The 9,711-nt window shown below is 65.6% G+C and carries 9 protein-coding genes and 1 rRNA gene; 3 read left to right on the top strand and 7 right to left on the bottom strand.

Going from position 1 to position 9,711, the window contains the following annotated elements; translation table 11 throughout:
• The first annotated feature begins 89 nt into the window (after nt 1-89).
• On the top strand, nt 90-854 hold the full coding sequence (locus AC1AYD_RS07725; protein WP_476502320.1) for a MurR/RpiR family transcriptional regulator: 765 nt from the start codon (nt 90-92) through the stop codon (nt 852-854).
• Here AC1AYD_RS07725 and AC1AYD_RS07730 read toward each other — a convergent pair.
• The 4 genes from AC1AYD_RS07730 to AC1AYD_RS07745 form a co-directional block, all read right to left on the bottom strand.
• Complete coding sequence (locus tag AC1AYD_RS07730; RefSeq protein WP_476502319.1) at nt 805-1,434, bottom strand: sugar O-acetyltransferase; 630 nt, start codon at nt 1,432-1,434, stop codon at nt 805-807. The genes AC1AYD_RS07725 and AC1AYD_RS07730 overlap by 50 nt on opposite strands.
• Before the next feature lie 10 nt (nt 1,435-1,444).
• Nucleotides 1,445-2,074 carry a sugar O-acetyltransferase gene (locus AC1AYD_RS07735; RefSeq protein WP_476502318.1) on the bottom strand — a complete coding sequence of 210 codons (630 nt, stop codon included), beginning with the start codon at nt 2,072-2,074 and terminating at the stop codon, nt 1,445-1,447.
• A 142-nt stretch (nt 2,075-2,216) separates the two neighbouring features.
• Complete coding sequence (locus AC1AYD_RS07740; protein WP_476502317.1) at nt 2,217-3,197, bottom strand: LysR family transcriptional regulator; 981 nt, start codon at nt 3,195-3,197, stop codon at nt 2,217-2,219.
• A 90-nt stretch (nt 3,198-3,287) separates the two neighbouring features.
• Entirely contained in the window at nt 3,288-5,009 is a 1,722-nt protein-coding gene (locus AC1AYD_RS07745; protein WP_476502316.1) for an NAD-dependent malic enzyme, read from the bottom strand.
• 206 nt (nt 5,010-5,215) lie between these two features.
• Between AC1AYD_RS07745 and AC1AYD_RS07750 the strand changes: the two genes are divergently transcribed.
• Both AC1AYD_RS07750 and AC1AYD_RS07755 read left to right on the top strand, forming a co-directional pair.
• A complete protein-coding gene (locus tag AC1AYD_RS07750) occupies nt 5,216-6,712 on the top strand; it encodes a DASS family sodium-coupled anion symporter (RefSeq protein ID WP_476502315.1) in 1,497 nt (498 codons plus the stop codon).
• A 101-nt stretch (nt 6,713-6,813) separates the two neighbouring features.
• Nucleotides 6,814-7,455: an alpha/beta hydrolase gene (locus AC1AYD_RS07755; RefSeq protein WP_476502314.1), complete on the top strand. Its 642-nt coding sequence runs from the start codon at nt 6,814-6,816 to the stop codon at nt 7,453-7,455.
• A gap of 44 nt (nt 7,456-7,499) precedes the next feature.
• Here AC1AYD_RS07755 and AC1AYD_RS07760 read toward each other — a convergent pair whose 3' ends face one another.
• The 3 genes from AC1AYD_RS07760 to rrf form a co-directional block, all read right to left on the bottom strand.
• Nucleotides 7,500-8,345, bottom strand: a complete 846-nt coding sequence (locus AC1AYD_RS07760; RefSeq protein ID WP_476502313.1) for an HAD family hydrolase — start codon at nt 8,343-8,345, stop codon at nt 7,500-7,502.
• Between the two features lie 5 nt (nt 8,346-8,350).
• Nucleotides 8,351-9,235: a Cof-type HAD-IIB family hydrolase gene (locus AC1AYD_RS07765; protein WP_476502312.1), complete on the bottom strand. Its 885-nt coding sequence runs from the start codon at nt 9,233-9,235 to the stop codon at nt 8,351-8,353.
• 269 nt (nt 9,236-9,504) lie between these two features.
• Nucleotides 9,505-9,621 (bottom strand): 5S ribosomal RNA (rrf, locus tag AC1AYD_RS07770).
• Nucleotides 9,622-9,711: the final 90 nt, after the last annotated feature.

Consider the following 9,711-nt stretch of genomic DNA (forward strand, 5'->3'; position numbering starts at 1 on the left):
CAAGCCGTCCCCCGCGCGTCACCTTCCGTTCACCTTGCGCGGGCGTGCGGCGGATCGGTCGCACGCCATGCGCGCTACAGTACGTAACCATGTTCACCTTCGAGCAGCTGGAACGCTGCAACCGCACCGAGCTCGCGATCTGCCGGTTCGTCTCCGCGCATCCGGAGGCCGCGGCGTACATGTCCGTGCGCGAGCTGGCCGCCGCCACCTATGTCTCGCCGTCCACGGTGATGCGCTGGTACGCGCGGATGGGATTCGATGGGTTCGACGCGTTCAGACGGGCCGCGCGCGACGCCGCCGAACGTCCGGAGCAGGGTCCCGTCCCGCAGGCCGATCTGGGCGAGTTGTCGTTGTTCTTCTCCCGCGCCGACTCCCCCGCGTTCGAGGCGATGCTCGGCGAGGCGACGTCGCTGCTGGAGAAGGCCGACCCGATCGTCTTCATCGGCGAGGGGTCGTCGGGCACGATCGCCGACTACGGCGCGCGCCTGTTCGCGAATCTCGGCCTGTTCGCCATCGGGTTGACGGACGCGTTCTATCCGTCCGGGACGTTCGCCCGACCGGGCATGGCGGTCGTCGCCGTGTCGGAGAGCGGCGAGACGCCGAAGCTGCTGGAGACGGCGGAGGGCTTCGCCTCGCGCGGCGCGAGGCTCCTCGCGTTGACGAACACGCCCGGCAGCACGCTGGCGGGGATGTGCGACTGGTCGTTCGCCGCCGGTCTCGCGCCGGAGCGCGTCAACGGCGGCTACAACGCGACCAGCCAGCTGCCCGCCGTGTTCGTCATCGAATCGTTGGCCCGTCGTCTCGTCAGACTGCGCTCCGATGCGGATCGGCCCGATCGGCCCCGTTCCCGTTGATCGGCCGCAGCACACGGCACGGGTTGCCGACGGCGACCACGTTCGCGGGGATGTCGCGCGTGACGACCGATCCGGCGCCGATCACCGTGCCGTCGCCGATGGTGACGCCCGGCAGCACGATGACGCCGCCTCCCAGCCAGCAGCCGCGCCCGATGCGGATCGGCCTGGCGTACGTGTTCCACCGGTAGTGCGCGTCGCCTGGCTTCCAGCCTTCCGCGAGCCGGTCCGCGAGCTCCACCGGATGCGTGGCCGTGTACAGCTGCACGTTCGACGCGATGAGCGTGTCCGATCCGATGTCGATCGTGTTGCAGTCGACGAACGTGCAGTTCATGTTGACGGACACGTTGTCGCCGATGCGGATGTTGCGCCCGTAGTCGCAGATGAACGGCAGGCCGACGGACACGTTCGCGCCGATCGAGCCGAACAGCGATTCGAGGATCTCGCGTTTGCGTTCCTTCGCGTCGTAGGGCAGCCGGTTGTATTCGGCGAGCAGCCGTCGCGCGGTGTTCTTGTAGTCGAGGAATATCGGATCGTGGCAGTCGTAGATCTCCCCCGCCATGCATTTGTCGAGCTCGTTCATCGTCCTCTCCTCACTCGGTCACGTCGAGGCGACGGTCGTGCCAGTAGTATTCGCGGTCGTGTTCGCCGATCGGGCGCACCACCTTGCATGGCACGCCCACGGCGACCACGTTCGCGGGGATGTCATGCGTGACGACCGAGCCGGCGCCGATCGCGCTGTTCTCGCCGATGGTGACGCCCGGCAGGATGCTCACGTTGGAGCCGACCCACACGTTGCGTCCGATATGCACCGGCAGCGCGTACGTGTAGTGGTGTTCGCGCAGAATCGGCAGGATCGGGTGTCCCGCGGTGGCGATGGTGACGGACGGTCCGAACATCGCGTAGTCGCCGATCCATATCTCCGCGTCGTCGACCATGCTCATGAACGCGTTGATGTAGATGCCCCTGCCGAGGTGCACGCGTCGGCATCCGTTGTTCGCGTGCAATGGAGTCTCGATGTGCGCGCCTTCGCCGACCTCGGCGCACATGTCTTTGAGCAGTTCGGCGCGGCGGTCCTGTTCGGTGGGTTTGGTCTGGTTGTACTCCCACAGCTTGTCCTGCCATGCGAGCTGTCCGTCCATGATGGCCGGGTCGTCGTAGTGGTACGGCAGTCCCGCGTCCTTGCGCGCCACGTTGTCCATCGTCTCCCGCGTATCCACCATGCGTGTTCCTCGCCTTCCGTCCGCTTCGCCGCCGATCCGCGGCACGACTCCCATGGTAGCGTTGCCATGGTTCGTGGGCCCGTTCCGGCGGCCATCCGGTACGTTCCGTGCCGGATCGGGAACGGCCGGCGGGCCCGGAGGATCAGCCCGCCAGCCGCCGCCCGATGACGTCGAGGAAGGCGTCCGCCCCGTCCCGGCGGCGGCGCGCGTCGGGATGCGAGGAGGTGTCGTCGAACACGTAGACGTCGAAGGTGGGCAGCGTCGCGCCCGTCACCGGCATGAACGCGATGCGTCCGTCGCCTTCCACCGCGACGGACGCCATCAGTCCGACGGCGATGCCGGACGCGATGACCGACTTCATCGTGCCGACGTCGGCGACCTCGATGATGTCCGTGGGGTCGATGCGGGAGCGGATGAACGCGCCCGCCGCCTTCGAATGCACGAAATCGTCGGACAGGGTGACGAACCGCATGCCTCGCATCGCCTTCCCGTCGGACAGGTCGAACGTCATCCTGCCGGCGAGCGCCGTCGCGGCCGCGCCGGCTTTCGCGTAGGCGAGACCGAACGGGAACGACGCGATCCGGAACGTGCGCGCGACGCCGAACGACGGCGATGATTCGACGGCGGCGACCGCGCCGAAATCGACCGTATGCCGTTCGATGGCGTCGAGGAGCCGGCGCGATCCGACGGATTGCACGGTGACCTCGCCGTCGAGTTCGCCGGACAGGGTGTGTGCCAGGGCGTCGATGGTCTCGTCGCCCAGCAGGTAGGCGGAGATGATTGGCGGCAGGCCCACGGAGTAGGAGACGGTCTGGTCGTCGCCCGCCGCGAGGTCCGACCGTCCGGCGCGCGCGATCTCGTCGGGCAGGCGGTTGATCTCGTCGAGGATCGCGGCGGTGTGGCGGATGAGGGCGAGGCCGGCCGGGGTGAGCGTCGCCTCTCCCCCGGCGCCGAAGCGGCGTCGTTCGATGAGCGTCGCGCCGAGCCGCCGTTCCAGCCGTTTGACCGCCTGGGAGACGGTGGGCTGGGAGACGCGGGCGGCCGCGGCCGCATCGGTGAAGCTGCCGAGTTCGGCGACGAGCTGGAAGAACTCCAGATCGCGGATGTTGTCTATCGATGCCATGAGCCGCCTTGCCTCGGGGAAAACACACTCCATTGTAGCGTGCATCCACGGGGCGGGGCGGCTCGGGAGGGCGGGACGCGGCCGGGACGGTCAGCCGATGCGCCAGGTGTTCGCTTCGACGGCGGCTTCGACGTCCGGCACGGGCTCGCGGTTGAGGCCTTCGGCGATGGCCTGCTCGGCGACGGCGACGGCGACCCTGCGCGAGATCTCCTTCAGGTCGCTGACGGGCGGCAGGACGGCGGCGCCCGGCTCGTCCACGTCGATCATGCCGGAGATGGCGTGTGCGGCGGCGAGCAGCATGCGGTCGCTGACGAGCCTCGCCTTGCCGACGATCGCCCCGAAGCAGATGCCCGGGTACATGAGCGCGTTGTTGCCCTGGCCGATGCGGTAGGTCACTCCCCCGTACTCGACGGGCGCGGACGGGGTGCCGGTGATGACGAACGCCTTGCCTTCGGACCAGCGGATCACGTCGGCCGCCTTCGCCTCGGCGAGTTCGGTCGGGTTGGAGATCGGGCACAGCAGCGGGCGTTCCACATGGGCGCACATGGCGCGCACCACGCGCTCGTCGAACGCGCCGGGGCGGGTGGAGGTGCCGATGAGCACGCTCGGTTGGAACGCGTCGACCACGGACGCCAGGTCGGTCGGATCGGCGAGCGACGGGAATTCGCCGGCCTTGCGCGCGTACTTGCGTTGGCCGTCGGTCAGTCCGTCCTGGCCTTCGACGATGAGACCGTAGCGGTCGACGAGCGCGACGCGTCCCATCGCCTCGGCGCGGTCCATGCCGCCGCTGACGACGAGGTCGTCGACGAGCTGGTCGGCGATGCCGACGCCGGCGGTTCCCGCGCCGAAGACGAGGATGCGCGTGTCGTCGTAGGAGGTGCCGGCGATGCGGCGGGCGGCGACGAGCGCGGCGAGCACGGTCACGCCGGTGCCCTGGATGTCGTCGTTCAGGGTGAGCACGTCGCCCCGGTAGCGTTCGAGGATCGGCGCGGCGGTGGGGCGTCCGAAGTCCTCCCAGTGCAGCAGCGCGTCCGGGTAGAGCTCGAGGCAGTCGTGGACGAACGCGTCGATGAACGCATCGTAGCGTTCGCCGCGCACGCGCGGGAAACGGTTGCCGACGTAGTGCGGATTGTCGAGGAGCTCCTTGCGGTCGGTGCCCACATCGATCATGACGGGCAGGACGCGGGCCGGGTCGATGCCGGCGGCCGCCGTGTAGACGGCGAGCTTGCCGGTGAGGATCTCCGCGCCCTGCGCGCCCCAGTCGCCGATGCCGAGGATGCCTTCGCCGTCGGTGGCGACGATCAGGTCGATGTCGCGGCCTTCGGCGTACTGGCGCAGCGCATCCTTGATGCGCTCGGGGTGTTCGATGGACACGTAGGCGACGTCGGAACCGAGATAGTACTTGTCGTACTGCATGATCGACTGGGCGACGGTGGGCGCGTAGACGATCGGCATGTATTCGGTCAGATGCTTGGACATGCCATGGTAGAACAGACGGCGGTTCTCGCGGCACACGCCCATCAGGAACAGGCGCTTGCCGAGATCGTCACCGATGCTCCGGAAACGCTCGTACACGGTCTCCTCCTGCATGTCGAGCGACTGCACGGCGGCGGGCAGCAGGCCGTCCACGTCGGCGGCGACGCGTTCGTCGATCGTGGCGGCGAGGCCGCGGTTGGTGAAGGAATCCTTGAGTGTGGCGAATCCGGTCATGGTGTCGCTCCTTTTCCTTGTGTTCGGATGTCGGTTCAGGTCCTGTCGTCGGCTTCGTCGCCGCGTCGCCTCATACGATAGGAGCGGACCGCACGCCCCCACAAATAAGCGGGACCACTATGACGACACGCCGTTCCCCGCAACGGTTCCGACGATTCGCAACGGCGTGCCGGAACAGTCGGCCCCCATATAGGCGTCGCTTATTTGCGGGTGCCGAAGCCCACATCGTAGCCTTGGGGCAATCGGTCGCATCATCCGTTCCCTCCACCGATGAAGTCCGGAGGGACAGCCCCAATGAAGGAGTCACGATGACCATGTCCATACCGTTGAAGTCTTCCCCGAGCGCGCAGTCGGTCTCCGCGACGCCGGCGGCGGCCAAGGCCGCAGCCTCCATCCCGCATGCGCAGGCGCTCAAGGCCGCTATCTGCATCGCCGTGACCCTCGTCATCTACGTCGTGCCCGTGCCCGACGGCCTCACCGCCCAAGGCATGCACATGCTGGCGATCTTCCTCGGCACGATCCTCGGGCTCATTCTCCAGCCGCTGCCCACGTCCGCCGTGGCGATCATCGGATTGACCGTGGCGATGCTCACCGGCACGATGGATCCGAAGACCGCCGCGTTCTCCGGTCTCGGCTCCGCGTCGATCTGGCTGATCGTCGCCGCGTTCTTCATCGCCCAGGGATTCGTGAAGACCGGACTGGGCCGACGCATCGCGCTCGTGTTCATCAGCCTGCTCGGCAAGTCCAGTCTCGGCATCTCCTACGGTCTGACCGCGGCCGATCTGCTGCTCGCACCGGCGACGCCGTCGAACACGGCGCGTCTGGGCGGCATCCTGTTCCCGATCATCACGTCGATCAGCGACGTGCAGGAATCCACGCCGAAGTCCGATGAGTCGCGCCGCCGCATCGGAGCGTTCCTGTGCATCACCGCGAACAACGTGAACGCGATCACCTCCTCCATGTTCATCACCGCGATGGCCGCCGGCCCGGTGGTCGCCCAACTCGCCTCCGATTCAGATGCACCGATCTCCTGGGGCACATGGGCTCTGGCCGCAATCGTGCCCGGCCTGCTGTGTCTGATCGTCATCCCCGCGCTCGTCTATCTCATCTACCCGCCGAGCGTCAGGCACGTGCCGAGCGCGCAGGCGGATGCGAAGGCCGAGCTGAAGTCGCTGGGACGCCTGTCCGTCAAGGAGTGGATCATGCTGCTCACCTTCGCGGCGATGCTCGTCCTGTGGGCGACCGGCCAGATCACCGGCATCAACGCCACGACCGTCGCGTTCCTCGGCGTCGCCGTGCTGCTCGTCACGGGCATCATCACGTGGAAGGAGATGGCGGCGAACTCGTCCGCATGGTCCACGCTGATCTTCTTCGGCATCCTCGTCGGCATGGCCACCCCGTTGAACGAACTGGGGGTGACCGAATGGGCGGGCGCGTTCATCGCCGATTCCATCGAAGGCTGGTCCTGGCCGGTGGTGCTCGTCCTGCTCACCGTCTGCTACTTCCTGCTGCACTACATGTTCGCCTCCGAACTCGCGCAGGTCGTGGCGATCTACACGCTGTTCCTGTCCGTGGCGGTCGCGGCCGGCGCTCCCCCGATGGCGACGGCGCTGCTGCTCGGCTGCACGTCCGGTCTGATCGGCGCGATGACGCATTACGCGTCCGGCCCGTCCGCGCTCATCTACGGCGCGGGCTACGTGAAGACCGCCGAGTTCCTGTGCGTCGGCCTGGTATGCGGCGTGGTGACGGTCGCCATCTATCTGACCGTCGGTCTGGGATGGTGGAGACTCATCGGCCTGTGGTGACGGCCGGGTTCCCTCTACACTGAAGACACTGAAGGAAAACGTGCGTCGCGTGTCACGGATGGCATGCGACGCACGGCCATGTGCGACAGGAGGGAACGATCATGCGTCTCAGTTCGGTGAACCGTATCGAAACCATCGCCACGGACGGCGATGGGAGGGCGGCCGACGACCGTCTGTTCGTCATGTTCCACGGCTACGGCAACGATGAGCGTGAGATGATCCGCGTCATCGACGGCGTGTATGCGGGGACGGGACGGACCCCGAGCTACCTGTCGTTCCACGGCACCTACGACCGCGACTATATGGGCGGCGCTTACTGGTATCCGGACGGTTGCGGCGTCGAGGAGCGACGCCGGGAGTGCTCAGCGGTGGGCGATGCGGTGGTCGCGCTGCTGGATTCGCCGATGTTCGCGTCCCGGCGGAAGATCCTCGTAGGATTCTCGCAGGGCGGCTATATGTCCTACCGCATCGTGCGCGAACACCCCGATGTGTTCGATGCCGCGATTCTGATGAGCCCGTCGTTCAAGGGCGAAGAGTCTACGGACGGCGCGGCGATCGCCGGCGATACGCGTTTCCTGCTGCTCTACGGTTCCGAAGACCGCACGATCCCAATCGACGACCAGCGTACCGCGCACCGTGTGCTCGGAGAGACCGGTCGCCTCGAATCCCGCGAATACACCGGCATGGGCCACGCCATCCGTGAGACGGAGATCGAGGGCATCAGAAAGTTCATTGAACTTTGAACTTTCCTATTCCGCCCTTCCTCCGCCGTGTCGCGGCTTGCGAATCAGATTAAACCGAGATGCCGGAAGGCGACGGCGATGCCGTCCTTGTCCACCGCGGTGGTGGTCCAATCGGCGATGGCCTTGATGCCGTCGGTCGCATTGCCCATGGCGACGCCCACGCCGGCCGTTTCGATCATCTCGGTATCGTTCTCCGAATCGCCGATGGCGATGGTATCGGCGATGTCGACGTCATACAGACCGGCCACGTATGCGAGTCCGGTGCCTTTGTCGATTCCCGGCGTCATCCCTTCGCCGTTCGTCGGCGCCTCCAATCCCATCGAACCGCTGACGATGTGGAGACGATCGCCGACGGCTTCACGGATATCGTCCAACGTGAGTCGTGACGAGGGTGGTGCGAAGAACTTGCATTTCGAGGCGGGGACGAGTTCGCCGAGATCGACGTGATCAAGCCAGGCGTCGGCTTTGCTCGCTTCGAGTACACGCCACCAATCGCCGCCGTAGTCGGCGCGCAGGTTGCGGCGCACCCAGTCGACGTGCGCCATATATCCGGCCGACGCCCATAATCCCTGTGACGACTGCCACATGTAGTTGACGCCGATCTCATCGAACACGCGCGTAACGCGCGTCACCGTCTTGGGATCGATGAACCGGTCGAGCAGCACTTTGCCGCCGATCTCGATGTAGGCGCCGACCGAACCGACGATGCCGTCGAATCCGGGCGCGAGCACGTCGTCATCGATTTCGGGACGCGAACGCCCTGTATCGATGAAGACGAGATGTCCGTTGCGTTGCGCGGTATGAATCGCGTCAAGCGTGGATGGGGCGATGATATGGTCACGCCCGAACAACGTGCCGTCGATGTCGAGGAAGATGATGCTGCGGTTCATGTTCTTCACCTTTCACCGTGTCCTGTTTCCGTGGTCCGACGCCCGATCAATCCAAGTCGTGCGAACGCGTGCGCCAGACCATCCTCTTCGACGTCGTCGGTGACGAGATCTGCGGCCCGCTTGACGTCGGGCGACCCGTTACCCATTGCCACGCCATAGGCACAGTATTCGAGCATCGGCACGTCGACGGCCGCATCACCGAATGCGATGGTGTCGGCCCGATCGGCACCGAGATATGCGAGCAGGCAATCGATGGCATGTGCTTTGGTGATGTCCTTGACACCGAGATCGCCCCATAGGGCGGTCGCTCCCCTACCGCCCCAGGTGCCGTTATGCATGTCGTCGAATTCCTGTTCGGCATCGAGGAAATCCTGTTGGGAGCCGAGTACGTAACTGATCTTGTTCACGTCATCACGATACAGTTCGCCGCCGTAGATCATGTCCGGGTATCCGTCGTGAACGGTCATCGTATCCGCATTCGTTTTGCCTTTGCGCGCCGAATAGGCGCGTACAGCCTCCAACGCACCGTTCTCGAAATCCCTGCTGGCGAACAATCCGCTGTTGCTTTCCAGATAGAACGCGAGTCCACGCGCGTCCAACCAGTCGACGGCGCGCGTGCACTGGTCGAGGCTCAATGTCCGGTGCATGACGATTTCGCCATCGCTCTCCACATAACTGCCGTTACCACCGATCATGCCGTCCAGCCCGATCTCCCATAATGGCGGATAGACCTCGGCTTTGCTACGACCGGTGCAGATGTAGATCCTGTGTCCATTCGCACGGGCTTCGCGAATCGCCCCGACGGCGGAGTCGGGCAGGTTGTTCTCATAATCGACGAGCGTCCCATCCACATCAAGAAAGATGATTTTCGGAGTATCGGCGGGCATCATCGCTGCCTTTCTCTTGGCGGCCGCAGGACACAGAACATCATACCGCAACATATTTCAACAAGCGAAGGTTATATAGATTTTTCCCCGCCCCGCAAGAGCTACCCAATGTCGGAGTGTGTTTCCTCCCGCTGGCGGGAGGTGGCGCGCGGCACGCGCGTCAGAGGGTGGTCCCCGGCGTGCCGGCGGGGGCGCGTGTGGTGGGTGGGTTCGGATATGCGTGAAGGCCCTTGGGAGCTGTTGCTCGACCAAGGGCCTTCCTTATCGTATGGATGCGGCGGCGTGCTACTCTCCCACACTCTCTCGGGTGCAGTACCATCGCCGTGCCAGGTCTTAGCTTCCGGGTTCGGAATGGGACCGGGCGTCTCCCCTGGGCTATGACCGCCGCAAATCTTCTCTTATCAGGGATGTTCCTCCCCGGATGCTGGTGGTTCGGGGACCGGATGGTGGACGCTGTTGATCGCTTGGGTTGTGACGTC

The sequence above is a fragment of the Bifidobacterium sp. LH_426 genome, from assembly GCF_056356875.1.